This window comes from Mesorhizobium sp. ZC-5, assembly GCF_025753855.1.
GTDB lineage: Bacteria > Pseudomonadota > Alphaproteobacteria > Rhizobiales > Rhizobiaceae > Neomesorhizobium.
This window is the reverse complement of sequence record NZ_JAOWPT010000013.1, coordinates 44,160-59,476: the sequence shown is the minus strand read 5'-3', so window position 1 is coordinate 59,476 and position 15,317 is coordinate 44,160. Positions and strand designations below refer to the sequence as shown.

Sequence of the window (15,317 nt, the reverse complement as noted above, 5' to 3'; positions counted from 1 at the left end):
AAACTAACCAAATCAACTTGAAAATACAAGTAATATCAGATACTTATCTAACATTTGCCAGCCTGATCCGGCACAATGAAGCGCTGTCCAACACCTGCGCACGCGCGATCAGACGCACAAGAGCAACGGCACGTTCAGTTTAGCCAGCAAGGCCAAAACCGCATGACGTGTTGGCGGAAGGAATTTTGTTAGAGAATCTCTCAAGTTTCATATTGACCGCCCCAGAGGTCTTCTGTAGTTTGAGGCATGCTCGAACTCAGAGAAATCGCGAACGTACTGTCTGGGGTCTCGGTCCGCGAGGCCGCCCATGGTGCTGCTCGATTCATACGACTTTCCGACCTTTCCGACATCAGGGCGGGTAAATCGCCAGCTCTTGCCATCGGTGAAACGCCTGCGGTGGCGCGCGCGCTGACAATTGAAGAGGGTGACCTGATCGTCGGAGCGCGCGGTGTGACCACGGATGTCTGCGTTGCCACGGAGGCGGTGTTCGGGGCTTTTATCTCGTTGGACCTTTATCTGGTCAGACCTAATCGAGCCTTTTTAAATCCGCAGTACCTTGCGGCCTTTCTCGATCTGCCCACGACACAGGCCGCTTTATCCGGCGGTAAACAAGGCACTGGACTCGCTCGCCTCGCAAAAGAGGCGCTGGAAAAGACTGAGGTTCCACTGCCTCCGATGGAACAGCAGCAGCTAATCGCCGGACTTGCGCAGTCGTTTGAGCGCGAGGCGACGCTGCTCAAGCAGCTTGCCGACCTCAATACAATTTTAAGCCGTGAAGCTGTCAGCCGCGCAATTCGAGCGGCGGACACAGGACGCAATTTTTCAAGGAGTGCCCAATGACTGCCCTTCGGCAAGACGACATTCTCGCAGCGGTATGGCGTGCGTGCGATACCTTTCGCGGGGCAATCGATGCATCCGGCTACAAGGACTATATCCTTACCGCTCTGTTTCTGAAGTACATCAGCGACGTGCGCCGCAAGCATGTGGAAGAGTTTCGGCGCGAGTACGGCGGTGACGAGCTTCGCATTCAGCGCCGCCTTGATCGTGAGCGCTTCAAGCTGCCCACCGTGGAGCTGAAAAACACCAAGACGAACGAAGTCGAGGAGAGCTTCCTTGGCGATTTCTACAGCCTTTATGAGCGGCGCTCGCGTGACAACATCGGCGAGCTAATCAACATCGTGCTCGATGCGATTGAAAAGGCGAACGAGGGCAAACTCGGGGGGCTGTTTCGCGCCATCGACTTCAATTCCGAAACGAACCTTGGTCAGACAAAAGACCGCAACCGCAGGCTGAAAACCCTTCTTGAAGACTTTGCCAAACCCGGCCTCGATCTCTCTGATACCTCGGAAGACATTCTCGGCGATGCCTATATCTTCCTGATCGAGCGTTTCGCGTCGGACGCTGGCAAGAAGGCAGGTGAGTTCTTCACGCCTCGCAAGGTTTCCGAAGTAGTCGCCAAGCTCGCGAACCCCAAATCCGGGGAACGCATCTGCGATCCGGCTTGCGGTTCAGGTTCGCTGCTGCTGCGCGCCGGCGAGGAAGTCAGCGATGGCAATTTTCAGCTTTTCGGTCAAGAATCGAACGGTCAAACGCGCTCTTTGGCCCGGTTGAACATGCTGCTGCACAAGCAAGACGGCGCGCGGATTGACTGGTGTGACACGCTCAATTCGCCCACCCTGATCGAGAGCGACCACCTGATGCGTTTTGACGTGGTGGTCGCCAACCCACCCTTCAGCCTCGACAAATGGTGGGGGAACAATGATTCCGAAGGCAAGCCGCTGCCGGACCCCTATAAGCGGTTCACGCCACATATGCCCCCCAAGAGCCGGGGCGACTACGCCTTCATTCTCCACATGCTGGCTATCACGCGTCCCGATGTCGGCCGCATGGCTGTGGTCGCGCCGCATGGTGTTCTGTTCCGCTCTGGTACTGAGGGGAAAATCCGCGAAAAGCTGATCCGCGACAATAGCCTTGATGCGGTCATCGGTCTTCCGGGCCAACTCTTCCCAACAACGGGTATTCCCGTCTGCATCATGGTCTTCGACCGGTCGCGCGAGACCAACGGCTTGCGGGCGCATGAGCGCGATATTTTGTTCATCGATGCAAGCCGGGATTTCGAGACAGGCAAGAAGCAGAACCGCCTCCGCGATGACGATGTTTCCAAGATCGTCGACACCTACCGCGCTCGCAGTGAGCGCGACCGGTATTCCCATAAGGCGACGTTTGAAGAGATAGAAGCGAATGGCTTCAACCTCAACATTCCGCGCTATGTCGACACGTTCGAGCCTGAGCCTGAAGTGGACCTCCAGGCCGTGCAGAACGAAATCCGAGATCTCGAAAACCAGCTTGCGCAGACGCGTGAGAAAATGAACTTCTACCTCAAGGAGCTTGGCATTGATGTCTGAGGCCCCTTCCCGTTCCGCTGCCCGTCGAGGCCGCACGCTCAAGCTTTATCTCGTTGATGGCACGCCATCGGGCGTCATTACCGCGGAACTTGGCGTTTCGTCGGTGCGGGCGGCTGTGGCCTCTCGTACGGCGTTACCCGAACTTATCCGCAGAGAAGAAGCGACTCGCACGGGCGTCTATTTGCTCGTTGGGCCTGACCCGGATTTGCCGGGCCGTCAGCTTGTCTATGTCGGCGAAGGTGATCAAGTGCGAACGCGCCTTGCCTATCACGATGCCGACGAGGCCAAGGAGTTCTTTACCCGCGCGGTGCTGATTGTCTCGAAAGACGAAAACCTCACGAAGGCGCATGGTCGATATTTGGAAAGCAGGATCATCGCCGCAATTCGCAATGCGGGCCGGGCAAAACTTGTCAACGGCACAGAGCCGCCGTTTCGCGGACTGCCCGAGCCGGAAATCGCCGACATGGAACGGGTGCTCGACGAGATCGAAATCCTGTTGCCGGTTCTGGGTTTCGACGTCTTGCGCCCCGCGGGTCACGAGGCGGGCGCACAGGACAGAACAACCACGACGGCAACGACCCCATATGCACCCCCGGCAGACGGTGATGCACTGTTCACATTCTCCGAAGCGGGAGCAGCGGCGAAAGCGCGTGAAGCGGGCGACGAGTTTGTCGTTTTGGCCGGGTCCATCGCAAAACGGCAGGAGGTGCCAAGTTGCGATGATGGCCTGAAGCGTCGCAGGCAACAGCTCATTGCAGAAGGCGTTCTTGTGCCTGGTGACGACGACAGGTTCCTGCGTTTCACCGCCGATACCCCATTCGACACGCCTTCGGGCGCTGCCCGTGTCGTTTACGGCGGCAACGTGAGCGGTCCGCGGTACTGGAAGCATGCGACAACCGGCCAAACCTATGGCGAGTGGCGTAAGCAACGCATTGGCGCAGAGGGCGCGGCATGAGTGGCCCCCATCTCGGAGATTATTTCGACAATCGTCAGGAGCCGGGCAGACCGGGCTTGCCGGTTATGTCGGTCACTATGAACGACAGCCTAGTACTTCGGGACGACCTGGATCGACGAACCGAATCCGCGCTCAGGCCTGATCAGCATTTGCTCGTCCGCAAGGGTGACATCGCCTACAACATGATGCGGATGTGGCAGGGAGCCTGCGGTCTCGCAGAGGCAGATGGCGTTGTCAGTCCGGCCTACGTTGTGCTCGCGCCAAAGCCGGGCATCGATAGCCGCTTTGCCTATCACTGGTTCAAGTCTGCGCGCATGATCCATCTTTTTTGGGCCTATTCTCACGGACTCACGGAAGACCGCTTGCGGCTCTATTTCGACGCCTTTTGTGAAATTCCGGCCGCACCGCCTCCGCTTGAGCAGCAAAAGCGCATCGCTGCTTTTCTTGATGCCTGGGACCAAGCCATTGACCAGAGCGGCAGATTGATCCGCGCCGAGTCAGCACGGCAATCGGTATTGCTGGAGCATCTATTTGCCGGTCGGCAATTTGGGCGGTCGGAAGGAAAGCCCTATCAACAAATTCCGCTTGGTGAGATATCCCACTGCTATTCCGGTGGGACGCCCGATCGAGGAGATGCTGAATCCTTCGGGGGCGGCATTCCTTGGGTGAAGTCGGGCGAAATAGCGTCGTCAGACATCCTCGCTACGGAGGAAACTCTCAGCGAACGGGGCTTGGCGGCTTCAAGCGCGAAGTGGGTGCCTGCAGGCAGCACGCTAATTGCCATGTATGGAGCCAACGCCGGACAGGTGGGCAGGCTCAGAGTGGACGCTACGACCAACCAAGCCATACTCGCGGTGGTTCCGCGCGGCGACTTAGTTACCCCTGACTATTTGTACCATTCCGTCATAAACGCCATCCCCTCTCTTTTGCGAAAAGTTCAAGGGTCGGGTCAGCCGAATTTGAGTGCAGGTATAATCAAAGAAGAGAAAATCCTTGTCCCTTCTATAGATGACCAGATCAAAATTGCACGGGTCGCGACGGCCTTAGTAATTTCATTACAGCTTTTGCAATCAGCACGGGCGAAAACGATAAATCAACGGCAAGGCCTGATGCAAAAGCTGCTGGCCGACGAGAAGCCACTAGATAGGCGCTTCAACGACTTCGCTTCGGCAATTCGAATAGCCGCAGGAGGCGTGGCATGACCAAGAAAACCCACACGGTTTCCATCCGCCTTCTGCGGGACGGCAAGCAGCCGGCAGATAGTGTTCGCGCTGGTGTCGATCTTTCGGCGTGGGGCAAACTCGAGGGCGCGCAAATCGCACTCGACACTATTGGTGGCGGCACGCCGAAATGGGCGAAGTTTCTTGATCTGACCGAAGCGGAAAAGACCAAGCTCACCAACTCCACCGCGTATGGCCTCGTTTTCGTACAGGCGTCAGGTCGCTGGTTTGCCGTTTCCTTCGGACTTGGGCATGTGAAGCTCGATCCAGATGCCTTTGAGCAGGACTTCGGTTTACGGGTGGTCTTGAACACGGTTGATCCTGATAAGCTGCGCAGCGCAGATATACGCACCCCCGATGAGAACACCACGTCCCGCCGAACTCAAACGGCCCGCCGATCTGACCAGACCGCCTTCAGCATCGATATTGAACGCGACATCGTGCGCGGGCTTGCCGGAGAGCCGAAGGATGCAACCTTCGCCACGCGCGTAGCTGGTAGCGACGGTCTGACGCTCACCAAAGAAATGGACGTTGCCGACTTGCCGCAGGTGTGCGCCGATGCCTACGCAGCCTTCGGCAAGAGTGACTACAAGACCAATTTCGCTTGGATCGACCAGATCAAGCATGTCCGCGACAAGGCAACCATCGACCAGCTCGACACCGCCTTGGTCGCTGCTTTGAACACTTGCCTAACGGCCGCGATTCCGGACACGCTGCATCTCGCATATCCCGTGATCTACGATCCCGAGAAGGCGCGGCATATCCGCTACAAGGGGTTCAGCAGCACGAACGTCCACACCGACCTCGAAATCGGGGGCTATGTTGCGGACCTGAAGGAGAAAGCCGTTGCAGCCTACCTCCCCGAGCATCTGTCTGGACATAAGGTCCATGAGTGCAACGATCTCGGCAAAGACGACGGGCAGAGCTGGCGCATCAAGGAATGCCTCGTTTTCGAGACCGATTTCAACGGCGAGAAGTACGTTCTCTCGGCGGACCGCTGGTATCGGATTGACACGAACCTAGCGACCGAGGTCACGAACTTCTTTGCTGCTGTGACCTCCCACGTCATGCCAGCGGCACAGGCCGATGACAACGAGGAGAAATACAATAATCGCGTGGCGGCAGGCGGGCATGACATGCTTTGCCTCGACCGGAAGCTAGTGAAGCCAACAGGTGCGTCATACGCTATCGAGGCCTGCGATTTTCTCAGCAATGCCGGGGCGATGATTCATGTGAAGGATCAGACTTCATCATCGCGTCTCAGCCATCTGTTCAATCAGGGTACAGTTTCGGCCCGCGTCATGAAAATGGATGGCGCATTTCGCGACTTGCTGCGAGCGCAGATCGCCGCGCAGGAGGCCACGCTTGGGCTGACGGGCTATCAGGCCCTCGTTGTCAACTCTGCTGGCCCGTATAGCGAAGCAGCACATCTCATCGTTTATGCGGTGTTGTGCAGCGGCACAGGTACAGGCGCAAACCGATTGCCATTCTTTAGCCTTGTGACGTTCCGGCAAGCTGCGAATGAGTTGCGCGCGCTTGGCTACAAGTGCGCGTTTGCCTGGATCGCCAAGCCCGCGCCGACTACCACCAAGGCGAAGCGTAAGCCGAAGAAAGCAGTGGCAGCATGACTGTCAAACTCCTCGGTTTTGATCAAGCACTGCGCAAAGCCGACACCTACGGCAAGAAGCACCTCCTACTTGGAAATGGCTTCAGCATCGCATGCAAACCGGACATCTTTGCCTATGGGTCTCTCTTTGAAGAGGCGAAGAAGACGATGTCCAAAGAGCTGGCCGCCATCTTTGCGGCGATGGGCACACAGGACTTCGAGGAAGTCATTCGTGCGCTTCAGCACGCCGCTGCAATTGTCAGTGTCTATCGGCCAAAGTTCGTGACAACCAAGCGCCTCCTGTTGGCCGATGCCGAGAAGCTGAAGACGGACCTTATCCAGGCGGTCGCGGGCCGTCATCCGGCGCGGCCAAACGACATCTCCGATGAGCGCTATACCGCTTGCCGAACCTTCCTCTCAAACTTCGTGGGCGAGGGAGCGAACGGCAAAATCTATACGATGAACTACGACCTGCTGCTCTATTGGGCACTGATGCACGAAGAAGAGGATGTGTTAGCGCGCATTGCGCTGACCCACGATGATGGCTTCCGAAAAGATCAAGAGGACTATGACGCGCCTTATGTCGAATGGCAGGGAGAAGGAGCCGCGCATGGCCAAAACATCCACTATCTGCACGGCGCGCTTCACCTGTTCGATGCTGGTCACCAGCTTCAAAAATACACATGGGTGAACACCGGCAAGGCGCTGGTCGATCAAGCGAATGAAGCTCTCAAGAAGAACTTGTTCCCTGTGTTCGTGGCGGAAGGCGACAGCAAGAGTAAGCTGACGAAGATTCAGCATAGCGCCTACCTACACCACAATTTCAAAAGCTTCGCCGGCGTGTGTCAGACGAAGTCGAGGGAAGGCACGGCTCTTTTCGTCTATGGCCATTCGTTCGCGAAGAATGACGCTCACGTGCTGAACATGATTGGGTATGGAAAGATCGCTCACCTGTTTGTCAGTCTTTATGGCGATCCTTCCAGCAAGGCGAACCAGATAATCCGTGCCAATGTTGATCACATCGTCGGGCTGCGACCGCAGGCTTACCCCGCACCGAAGGTCGATTATTTTGACGCGGCTTCGGCCAAGGTCTGGGGGTAGAACATGAGCCAATCCCCCGAGTTCACCACATCCGAGGCAGGTGGCGCGCAGCTTCAGGCGCTCAACACGCTGATCAATTGTGGCTGGCGCTATGTCACAAAGGCGGAGACCGACCAGTGGCGTGACGGCCGGCGAACGCTACCGTTCCTGGAAACGCAGACGCGCGCTGATCTCGCACGGATCAATCGTATTCAGCTTGATGGTCGAGCGCACTCCTTCTCAGAAGCCAATATCGATGCTGCCATTCGCCGCCTGAGCGACAGGATTCCCGAAGGCGTCGTCCGCGCTAATGAGCGTATGACCGACGACCTGTTTCTCGGTATCGCCCTGCCGCAATCCATTGGAGCGACATCCCGGGAATGGCCCTTCAAGTTCATCGACTGGTCCGACTGGCGCGCTAACACATTTCAAGTCGCCGCCGAGTATACGGTCAGCGAAGCGGGTGGGCCGACGATCCGCGTTGACCTTGTACTGTTCGTCAATGGCATCCCGCTTGGCGTGATCGAGGTGAAGGCCTCTCATGTCTCATCGGATCAGGGTGTGGGTCAGCAGATCCGCAACCAGAAGGCAGGAGAAGGCGTGCCTGCGCTCTTCTATTCGGCGCAGTTGCTGCTTTCGGCAAACAGCCATGACCCGCGTTATGGCACTGTCGGCACGCCGCGCAAGCTATGGAGCGTCTGGAAGGAGCGAGAAGACCCTGCCGACTTCGCCGTACAAGTCGTGAATCGGCCCCTCGACACCGTTGAGGGCAAACGGGTGGCACTGGATTTCGCCTCATACATGAAACGTCACAACGGGCTGATGGAGGATCATCGCTTCGTCACGCCGCTGGACGAGACACTTGTGGGCCTATGCCGGCCCGAACGTTTCATGCGGCTTGTCCGGCGTTACATGCTGTTCGACGGTCCGCACAAGAAGGTAGCCCGCTATCAGCAGGTCGCGACCATCGAGACGTTGCTTAAGCGCACCGAGGAACGCGATCCCGGCGGCAAGCGGCGAGGAGGCGTTGTTTGGCACACGCAGGGTTCGGGCAAGAGCTTGACGATGGTGATGCTCGCCAAAGCCATTGTCATGACCAATGCTTTGGCCCGGATTGTGATCGTCACTGACAGAACCGATCTGGACGATCAGATTTCAAAGACGTTCCGTGCCACAGGGCAGGAACCCAAGCGTGCCGCGACTGGCGAGAACCTTCTGGCGCTGATTGAGGACAAGACCCCCGTCGTCACGACTTTGATTCACAAATTCAGGGCGGGCCTCAACAAGCGGCGGGTTGTCGACCAGTCCTCTGAGATTTTCGTGCTCGTGGACGAGAGTCACCGTAGCCAGTACGGCAATCTGGATAGCCTCCACGCTCGAATGCGGGAAGTGCTGCCCAACGCTTGCTTCATCGCCTTTACCGGCACCCCCATTGCCAAGAAGGAAAAGAGCACCTTCGCCAAGTTCGGCGATCTCGTGCAGCCGTCGTACTCGATGCGGGACGCGGTCACCGACAAGGCAGTGGTGCCGCTCCTCTACGAAGGGCGAGAAGTCGTTACCGACGTAGACGAAGGCCAAATCGACCGATGGTTTGAAGTACACACGCGCGGTCTATCAGACGATCAGCGAGCAGACCTAAAGCGGAAGATGAGCCGGGCGCGTGAGGTGGAGGGGATCGAGTCGCGACTTCAATCCATCGCGTTCGATGTCGGGCAGCATTTCGCCACCAACTTCAAAGGCACTGGCCTAAAAGGACAGCTTGCGGCGTCATCCAAGCGCGCTGCCATCCAGCTCAAGAAGCTGTTTGACACGTTCGGGGTGGTCAGCACCGAAGTCGTAATCTCTGCCCCTGAGATGCGTGAAAGTGAAGACGAGGTCGATGAGTCTGACGACGATCTCGTTCGCACCTTCTGGCGAAGGATGATGGAGCGCTACGGCGGCGAGGAGGCCTACAACAAGACTATTGTCGAGCAATTCCAAGGGCCGTCTTATCCCGATATCATCATTGTCGTTGATAAGCTGCTGACGGGCTTCGATGCGCCGCGAAACACAGTTCTTTACGTGGCCCGTAGGCTCAAGGAGCATGGGCTTTTGCAAGCCATAGCGCGCGTGAACCGGGTCTTTGATGAGGAGGGTGCTCCCGAAAAACCCTTCGGGTTCATCATCGACTATACCGGAGTTCTGAAGAACCTTGGCGAAGCGCTGGCGAGCTATGACGCGCTGCAAGGATTCAGCGCTGAAGATATTGCCCAGAGCATAGTAGCGATCCGAGACGAAGCGAACAAAGTGCCGGGAGCGCATGCGGCGCTCCTGGATATTTTTAAGTCCGTATCCAACACCTACGATGCCGAAGCCTATGCCCGATTGCTGGCAGACGAAGAAACCCGCGAAGAATTCTATCGGCGGCTTTCCGAGTTCTCTCGAGCGTTCACCGTGGCACTGGCGTCCCCGTCTTTTGTCGAGAATACAAAGCCTGAGCTGCTGAAGCGCTGGAAGGACGATCTAGGTCGTTTCACGTCGTTGCGAGCCTCAGTAAGCCTTCGCTACGCCGACAGAGTTGATTGGCGAGTTTACGAAAAGCGCGTTCGTCAGCTTCTCGATAGACACGTGGTCGCGCGCGATGTCGTAACACTGGTAGAGCCACTGAACATTTTTGACGATATCGCGATCGAGGCCCGCAGGAGCGAAAAGACGGAAACGGATGCCTCGATTGCAGATACGATTGCGCATCAGTTGACGCGGTCCATCGAAGAGAAGTGGGATGAAGACCCCGTCTTTTTCGAGAAGTTTTCCAAGCTGGTCAGTGACACCATTGCCGACTTCCATAAGGGACGGATCAACGAACTCACTTACCTCAGCAAGGTCAAGGAGCTTCGGGAGAAGGTCCAGCACCGACAGGATGAAGCCGATCCGACGCCTTCCCGCCTCCGCGATGACAGCCATGCGCAAGCATTCTGGGGACTGGCAAAGCGCAATTTGGAAAAGGCTGGAGTTGGTGACGTTGAACTGGCTGCGGACATCGCCCTTGAGGTGAGCAGGATTGTTCAGAGTCGCCGCAAGATTGGTTGGCAAAATGACCGTGACGTCGAAAACCTGATCCGTAACGACATCGACGATTTCTTTTTCGAAGAGTTACGCGGTCGGCGAAGCTTGCTAATTGACCCATCGATCCTTGATGCAGTCATTGATGATGTTCTTGCCTCAGCGCGGGTGAGATTGGCCCAATGAGGTCATTGGCTCCGATATCAGCTAAACACGAGCAGATTGAGATTGGCTGGGGTGAACGACGCACCGTCGCAGATTTAAGGCGCACTGACCGGCGCGTCCTACGCATAGAGGTTCAGCCATCGGGAGGAGTGGTCGTCTTTGCTCCGTCCGGCGAACCTATCGATGCGATATATGAACGGCTGAGCCGGAAGGGCGCGTGGATATTCCGTGAACTCGATCGGATTGCCGCTAGGCCGGTCACCACGCCCGAGAGACGATTGGTTTCTGGCGAAACGCACCTGCTTCTTGGCAGGCAATACAGGCTATCAATCGAAGAATCCGATGACGCGTATGTCCGCGTCGAAGGCTCAAGATTGAACATCTCGGCGCGACGTGTGGACGATCAGGTTCATTGTCGTCGTCTGCTTTCCGCCTTCTATACGCTTACCGCACGTGCCGTTTTTCGGGAGAGACTAGCGGCGGCCATTCCTCCATTCACCAGAAAGGGCTTACGAACGCCAATATTGGTCGTGCGTCGAATGTCGAAGCGGTGGGGTAGCTACACACCGAAAGGGCGCATTGTCCTCAATGTCGATCTGGTTAGGGCCAGTCCTTTATTGATTGACTACGTAATTTGCCACGAACTTGCCCATGCATTCCACCCCAATCATGGAAAGGAATGGCACAGCTTATTGGACGCGGTCATGCCGGATTGGGAAAGCCGAAAAGCCCGACTGGAAGAATTTCTCAGATGACGAACGCGATCGTTACCAAGAATCCGGGGCAACCAGGACATCCCGACGTCCACGGACTCCCGCCCCCGCCCCAAACTGTGAGCGCCGTTGATAGGGGGAGGTCCGGCTGGTGCCGTGCCGATTAGTAGGGCCAACCGCGAACTGTAGGCTGCTAGTAGTGTCGCGGGATCAAAGGGGTGGCAACCGGGTGATACCCTGTGCTACCTCTCAACTCCCGAAAGTGGATTCCGGCCAATGGCTTGTCCAGTAGGGTCCAACGATTTCGTAGAGCGTCTAAATCTCTGATATTGTTACGAAAAACAATTCGTAATGATGGGGTCGCGTGTTCGAGTCACGCAAGCGGCACCAAAAATCTCAGCCGTATCATAAAGTTACACCCATCCGGCCTCTTGGATGACGGCATGGTGGCGCTTCCCGGTCGTCACCGACGAGCTTGCTTGGAACTCCTTAGTCGCCCCCCAGCTGCCGGCATGCTACTCCCTGAAATGCAAAAAACGCCAGGCGGAGCTGACGGGGCGCAGCCCAGGGTCTGCATTTGGAGGTACGGGGAGTCACACTCGTGTGACGCGCGCCAAGATTACCTTTGGGTTTTCAACGGGAGGAGTGCAATGCGAATTAGTTATCAAGCCAAAGCCAGCCTTGCTATTGCCACGATTGTTTTCTCGGCCGCTTTTCTGGCTCAAACCTCACCGTCCAAGACGGCCGATCCGCTGCAGAGCGGTGACGTTGGAACGCTGAGCTGTCAGACTCAAGGTTTCGGAACTGGGGATCAGTGCTATACGCGTTGCGTCCAGGGCACCTGCCAGACTAGGACTTGCCTGAGAGATGGCGGCTGGATGTCATTCGGTTCATGTAGGCTCTACGGCGATTGGGCAGATTGTCCCGCTCGACGATGCCCATGATCTGGTAATATTGTGGAGGGGCGGTTCCGACAACTGGTCACCCCGCCCCCTCCCGACCGTCGCCCTGATCGAACTTCGGGCATATATTTCCGCAGGCACCGCTATCCCGACTGCCGAAGCTGTCCGCTTGACCAAGTGCTCCGAGAAACATTTCCGACCTGGTCCGATGCCGCGGAAAGTGCCCACGAACTGACGATCCTGTTAATGCACGAGAAGCTCGAGCCGTGGTAGCAGACGGATGCGCTGGATCTACTCGGCCGGATTGAGAGCGCCCTTCATCAAAAGCATGGGTAGCTATCGATCCTCGGCAATGACACTAGGCCACACATCGATGGGTGGACGCGGCAGCGATTGCCTGGATATCTCGTCCGAGTTGCGGCCCGGGACGGTACCACCGCGCCCGGTTGCAATTATGCATAAAGCGAAAATCGGCGCCTACGCACATTGTGCCAATCCTCTGATGAACGTTCGGATGTTTGACAGCCCGGTTTTTGTTAAGAACGGGGCCCTCATTCAAGAGAGTGGCCCGAAAGTCGTCGGGGGCCGATCTACGATACGGCCCTTCGGGCCTGCCAACGCGCCTTTGAAGGCGGCTATCCTAGATCGGCGGCAAAAGACGCGTTCGTCGGCTTTGCGATATCAGCAAACATCCTGGAGGAGACTTCCGCACTCCCCGCATGGATGATCCCCCCAATGCTGGTCGTGGCGGCTCCCCGTCTAAAGGATACCAGTGTCAGCTCCCCGACAGGGTGTTGCCTGATCGGCGGGCAGTGGTTTCCGCCTTTCCTGCCGGGTCACCGATCGGGGGCAATACGCAACCCCGTCCCCGATAAATATTAGCCTGCGCTGATTTGGTTAACGAAAGGTTCCGCTGCCTGCCCGCTGATGTAACCGCAGCGACCAGGACCAGAGGGAATGGCTCGCCCTGCAAGTTGTGGAAACTTTCGCCAACGGTATCGTCGACGAAACAGAGCTATGGCAAACCTTTTCGAAGCTCCTCATGGCCCGGCGTGAAGCTTAGGGTCCGGACTCATAACCAGTAACTGAGGACGGTTGCTGCGATGCAGACCGCTGCGAGGAAGTTTGTAGCTAGTCGATCGTATCGAGTGGCGATACGGCGGAAGTCCTTGAGCCTGCAAAACATGCGCTCAATGGCGTTGCGGTTCCGGTAGAGGTGCGGCGAGAAGCAGTTCTTCCACTTCCGGTTTGCCTTCGGCGGGATGTTGGCGAAAGCGCCGCGCTCTTTGACCTGATCTTCGGCGTCACGTTCGTCGTTTTCATGTCAATCATCATCCGCTAAAAGGTCACACAATGTACTTCATTCTCGCAATCATCCTCTACGCGTTCGGGCTTGTCGTGGCGTCGGCCATCGATCCGATGTACGGAGTATTCCTTTTTGAATTGATCTACTACACGTGGCCGATTTCGATCTTCTGTATCGTAGTGATTTGGTTGATCCTGCGCGCGCTGTTCATTGGGCGCTTAAGACCTCCCCAGTCCTAGGTAGCACCGTGGGTCGGGCGTCGCAGGAAGGTTCATGAGTACGAGGATCTGACAATTTTTGCGATGATCTCAGTTACGGCCGGGCTGGCACTTTCGGCCTATTTGTTCGTCGGTCTTGCCGGTTGGCTCGGCTGAAGTTCACTAAGGGCTTACACCTGCACCCTATACCCACAGTTGTATTTCCAGTTGTTCGATGTGGGCGTCAGATAGGGCAGTGCTTCCAACAATAATAATCTCTCGTAATTCCGTGCGGGGGCACTCGAAGGTGCTCCGGTCGCGATAGAACAGGCCCTATCCGACTGGAGCATCTCTCTTTTGATGTCGCGCCGCTCTGCCATCTATGACCCCAAGTGTATTGCCAGATCCTCGTCACGGACTGACAGATAGGGCCGCTGCCTCCGCCCACCCCCCACGCAGGAGGCAGGGGTGCTCCGGTTGTGAGGGGCCTGATGTCCGACCGGAGCACCTTACACAGCCGCCGGACAGACATCATTCCAGCGGGTGCGGATGACAGGTCAGCTGCCGAGTTTCTCTGACCCTAGCGTCCCAGCGGATTCCGCGACAGCGAGATCAGTTCTTCCTCGCCCCGGATGCCTCCAGCGATACTACGGCAGAATAGCGATGCGGACGCTGAGAGACGGGAGTGAGCGCCTCCAGATCTTCCTTAGACAGCCGAGCCGCAAGCGGCACCAAAAATTTCAATGCGTTATCACTCCACTAACCTTGGAACCGGCGGCAATTCGGGCGCGTCCAGTCCCTTGAAAGGATCGCGCCACGCGTCGATTTCGCCGAACTGGCCATACCAGCGGACGATGGAAGGATAATCCTCGAGCGGCAATCCGGCGACATCGTTGAACGGCAGCAACGTCGCCATGCGGAAGTCGGCATAGGAAACCGAACGCCCAACCAGCCATTCCCGCCCGGAAAGCTCGGCGTCAAGTATCCCGGCGGCCGTCCGGAATTGTCCTAGCCCCTCCTCGACGCGCTGACGGTCGAGCGGACCAAGCCCATAGCGCAGTTTGGTCCCCCGCTCGAAATGCACGATGTCGCAAGCCCTGGTGAAGTTCTCCTTGCCCCAGCTCAGCCATCGGATCATCTCGGGTTCATCGTCGCCGACGCGCCAGAAATCCGAACGCGCGTCGCGGGAAAGCCGGCAGGCAATGGCATCGGTCTCCCACAGCGCTCTTCCGGAGCCTACAAGTATCGGAAGCGAAAGATTTGGATTGAGCGGGCGGTATAACTCCGCCTGCCCTGGCGCGAAGGGAGAGGCGAATTCAAACTCGACCTTCGCGTCGAGATAGCGCGCCACCGCGACGGCGAGGCGGGGATTGGGATTGCGGCTGAACAGCAGTTTCATTCCATCTCGGTCCTTGATGAGCGCCGGGCGTCTTATCGCACGAAAATTTTCGTCTCCCTATCTCGTGCGCGCACGGAGCAGTCGATGCAGTCTCGAATCGATCCGGCTGATGGCACGACGGCCCTTGCCGTATGCCGATCCGCTATATTCTCTTGCAATGACCGAAAGCGGTACAACAGCGATAAACGGGGCCAAGCGAGACCCTCTCGAAACCTGTGCGGTAATCTCGAAAGGGCTGATAGACATATTTTCACTGTTATGTTTCACTGAATATATCGATGGCAAGAAGCCAGCCTTCGGAATAGTCATCAAGACAACAGGGAGTTC

General features: G+C 57.0%; 10 protein-coding genes and 1 pseudogene. 9 read left to right on the top strand and 2 right to left on the bottom strand.

The window, feature by feature from the left end; genetic code table 11:
- Positions 1-246 precede the first annotated feature (246 nt).
- The 9 genes from OHD58_RS25200 to OHD58_RS25160 all read left to right on the top strand — a co-directional run bounded on the left by OHD58_RS25200 (position 247) and on the right by OHD58_RS25160 (position 12,970).
- Positions 247-840: a restriction endonuclease subunit S gene (locus tag OHD58_RS25200; RefSeq protein WP_263806419.1), complete on the top strand. Its 594-nt coding sequence runs from the start codon at positions 247-249 to the stop codon at positions 838-840.
- Positions 837-2,405 (top strand): type I restriction-modification system subunit M, encoded by a 1,569-nt coding sequence (locus OHD58_RS25195; RefSeq protein ID WP_263806418.1) that lies wholly within the window; start codon positions 837-839, stop codon positions 2,403-2,405. Before OHD58_RS25200 ends, OHD58_RS25195 begins: the two co-directional genes overlap by 4 nt.
- Positions 2,398-3,360: a GIY-YIG nuclease family protein gene (locus OHD58_RS25190; protein WP_263806417.1), complete on the top strand. Its 963-nt coding sequence runs from the start codon at positions 2,398-2,400 to the stop codon at positions 3,358-3,360. Before OHD58_RS25195 ends, OHD58_RS25190 begins: the two co-directional genes overlap by 8 nt.
- Positions 3,357-4,562 (top strand): restriction endonuclease subunit S, encoded by a 1,206-nt coding sequence (locus OHD58_RS25185; protein WP_263806416.1) that lies wholly within the window; start codon positions 3,357-3,359, stop codon positions 4,560-4,562. The genes OHD58_RS25190 and OHD58_RS25185 overlap by 4 nt, the downstream gene beginning before the upstream one ends.
- The gene (locus OHD58_RS25180; RefSeq protein WP_263806415.1) at positions 4,559-6,208 is read left to right on the top strand and encodes a DUF6119 family protein; all 1,650 of its coding nucleotides are present in this window, start codon (positions 4,559-4,561) and stop codon (positions 6,206-6,208) included. The genes OHD58_RS25185 and OHD58_RS25180 overlap by 4 nt, the downstream gene beginning before the upstream one ends.
- The gene (locus tag OHD58_RS25175) at positions 6,205-7,287 is read left to right on the top strand and encodes a DUF4917 family protein (protein ID WP_263806414.1); all 1,083 of its coding nucleotides are present in this window, start codon (positions 6,205-6,207) and stop codon (positions 7,285-7,287) included. Before OHD58_RS25180 ends, OHD58_RS25175 begins: the two co-directional genes overlap by 4 nt.
- 3 nt (positions 7,288-7,290) lie before the next feature.
- Entirely contained in the window at positions 7,291-10,494 is a 3,204-nt protein-coding gene (locus OHD58_RS25170; protein ID WP_263806413.1) for a type I restriction endonuclease subunit R, read from the top strand.
- On the top strand, positions 10,491-11,228 hold the full coding sequence (locus tag OHD58_RS25165; RefSeq protein WP_263806412.1) for a M48 family metallopeptidase: 738 nt from the start codon (positions 10,491-10,493) through the stop codon (positions 11,226-11,228). The genes OHD58_RS25170 and OHD58_RS25165 overlap by 4 nt, the downstream gene beginning before the upstream one ends.
- Before the next feature lie 1,448 nt (positions 11,229-12,676).
- Positions 12,677-12,970, top strand: a complete 294-nt coding sequence (locus OHD58_RS25160; RefSeq protein ID WP_263806537.1) for a DUF982 domain-containing protein — start codon at positions 12,677-12,679, stop codon at positions 12,968-12,970.
- 190 nt (positions 12,971-13,160) lie between these two features.
- On the opposite strand, the pseudogene OHD58_RS25155 reads toward OHD58_RS25160, so the two are convergent.
- Positions 13,161-13,367, bottom strand: a pseudogene (locus OHD58_RS25155) (transposase); the annotation flags it as partial.
- 975 nt (positions 13,368-14,342) lie between these two features.
- Positions 14,343-14,990, bottom strand: coding sequence for a glutathione S-transferase family protein (locus OHD58_RS25150; RefSeq protein WP_263806411.1), 648 nt, complete (start codon positions 14,988-14,990; stop codon positions 14,343-14,345).
- Positions 14,991-15,317 lie beyond the last annotated feature (327 nt).

Excerpts from the sequence above, each read along its gene's own strand:
- OHD58_RS25170 (WP_263806413.1), top strand. The coding sequence starts at position 7,291 with ATGAGCCAATCCCCCGAGTTCACCACATCCGAGGCAGGTGGCGCGCAG.
- OHD58_RS25190 (WP_263806417.1), top strand. The coding sequence starts at position 2,398 with ATGTCTGAGGCCCCTTCCCGTTCCGCTGCCCGTCGAGGCCGCACGCTC.
- OHD58_RS25175 (WP_263806414.1), top strand. The coding sequence starts at position 6,205 with ATGACTGTCAAACTCCTCGGTTTTGATCAAGCACTGCGCAAAGCCGAC.
- OHD58_RS25180 (WP_263806415.1), top strand. The coding sequence starts at position 4,559 with ATGACCAAGAAAACCCACACGGTTTCCATCCGCCTTCTGCGGGACGGC.
- OHD58_RS25195 (WP_263806418.1), top strand. The coding sequence starts at position 837 with ATGACTGCCCTTCGGCAAGACGACATTCTCGCAGCGGTATGGCGTGCG.
- OHD58_RS25150 (WP_263806411.1), bottom strand. The coding sequence starts at position 14,990 with ATGAAACTGCTGTTCAGCCGCAATCCCAATCCCCGCCTCGCCGTCGCG.
- OHD58_RS25185 (WP_263806416.1), top strand. The coding sequence starts at position 3,357 with ATGAGTGGCCCCCATCTCGGAGATTATTTCGACAATCGTCAGGAGCCG.
- OHD58_RS25165 (WP_263806412.1), top strand. The coding sequence starts at position 10,491 with ATGAGGTCATTGGCTCCGATATCAGCTAAACACGAGCAGATTGAGATT.
- OHD58_RS25200 (WP_263806419.1), top strand. The coding sequence starts at position 247 with ATGCTCGAACTCAGAGAAATCGCGAACGTACTGTCTGGGGTCTCGGTC.